Below are 1,541 nucleotides of genomic sequence, written 5' to 3'. Positions count from 1 at the left end.
GCTATCATTCCACCAATCGCTGGACCGACTCCTTCTCCCATGGCTACTATCGATCCAATAAGACCAAATGCTTTACCCCTATTTTCCTTTGGAATATAGCGCGCAACTACAACCATTACGAGTGCTGGAAATGCAGCTGCACCAGCCCCTTGAATAAAACGAGCCATAATAAGTAAGGAAAAGAAAGAATGGCCAACAAACCCAATTACCGACCCGAAACAATTTATTATAATTCCAAATAGGAGTAACCTTTTGATGCCTAATTGATCAGATAGCTTTCCATATACAGCTGTTCCAATGGAAAAGGTTAACATAAAGGCTGTGTTCACCCAGTTTGTACTCGCAGGTGGTTTATTAAAATCATTTGCAATATCAGGTAATGAGACGTTCAAAACCATTTCATTTAATACGCTAAAAAAAGATAAAATGCAAAGCCAAATTAAAATTTGGTTGTGTCGTAAATTCGATTGTGAATAGGATGTATTCACATTTCACCCTCCAATAATGAGGGCAGACGTAGTTTATAGGGTTAATGATACGCTTCCCTCTTTTAATTGAACCCTGTTACATTCATTACACTTCATAATTAATTCCTCCTAAACTTGATTAAAACATTTTACCACATATAAACTAAGTTTTAAATTCAGTATTTCATCACTTATACAACAATATGGCCCGTTTGTTGAAATCTATTGTATCTTAATCTACTTCTTTTTCATCAATCAATTTCCCATTGATCTCTTCCAGTTCATCATCGGTCAAATACCGTTTTTCTAATTCGATGTACCTTTTACCGCCCCAGTTATACATGATCGCATACACATACTTCGTCACATCTTTTTCCTTGTAGCCATCTAATTCGCCATTTTTAAATTTGGTCATAGCGTCTTTGAATAGACCTGAGTAGACAATTAACCGTTTGCCTTTTAAGGCTTTATAAAACACCTCGAAAACTTCTTGGCTGATTAAGTAATCGCTGTCTTTTGCGGAGTACTTCGCAATCTCATACACTTTATCATCTCGACCGTTTCGAACTTTCCGCACATCAACTTGTGTAATCAAAGGGTTTTTTGTGACTTGCTGCCACAACTCCAGCCACCGATCCCGAGTGATATATTGTTTTGTATCCGTGAAGTAACTTTTGTTGACTGCAATGAGCACATGAAAATGTGGGTGGTAATCCTCACGCTCTTCGTTGTAGGTGATTTCTAATTTCCGAGCATAACCCTTTGCGATTTTCTTAACTTCCTTGCGTTCCATCAACTTTTTGAACGAATGGTTGTAACCCTTAATTTCATCTTCCAGTTCATCAGCTGGCACGTTCGGCGCTGTTAAGGTCACAAAGATAAACTCTTTCTTTTCCTCTTGCTTTAGATAAGCCATCATGACGGACAGAGCCAACGCATCTTTTCGAGATTTCTTCCATGCACAGATCGGACAGAAACGGTTTTTGCACGTATTCCCCTTATGCTGTTTTTTCTTTTCCAGGTTTTCATCAGCAACCATCATCATGAACGTATTGCACTCCCTTATGAGTTTTA

The 1,541-nt window shown here is 38.2% G+C and carries 3 protein-coding genes; all 3 read right to left on the bottom strand.

Annotated elements, in window-relative coordinates; genetic code table 11:
* On the bottom strand, positions 1 to 488 hold a 488-nt coding region (locus QI30_RS18645), incomplete at its 3' end, for an MFS transporter (RefSeq protein WP_148113879.1).
* 33 nt (positions 489 to 521) lie between these two features.
* Positions 522 to 584 (bottom strand): tetracycline resistance efflux system leader peptide, encoded by a 63-nt coding sequence (locus QI30_RS21275; RefSeq protein WP_012779615.1) that lies wholly within the window; start codon positions 582 to 584, stop codon positions 522 to 524.
* 115 nt (positions 585 to 699) lie between these two features.
* Positions 700 to 1,533, bottom strand: coding sequence for a protein rep (locus QI30_RS18635; RefSeq protein WP_126992069.1), 834 nt, complete (start codon positions 1,531 to 1,533; stop codon positions 700 to 702).
* Between the last annotated feature and the right edge of the window lie 8 nt (positions 1,534 to 1,541).

The sequence above is a fragment of the Candidatus Kurthia intestinigallinarum genome (assembly GCF_003991225.1).
In the GTDB taxonomy this organism is placed as follows: Bacteria; Bacillota; Bacilli; order Bacillales_A; family Planococcaceae; genus Kurthia; species Kurthia populi.
Note: the sequence above shows the minus strand (reverse complement) of the source record. Positions and strands in the feature narration are given on the sequence as shown.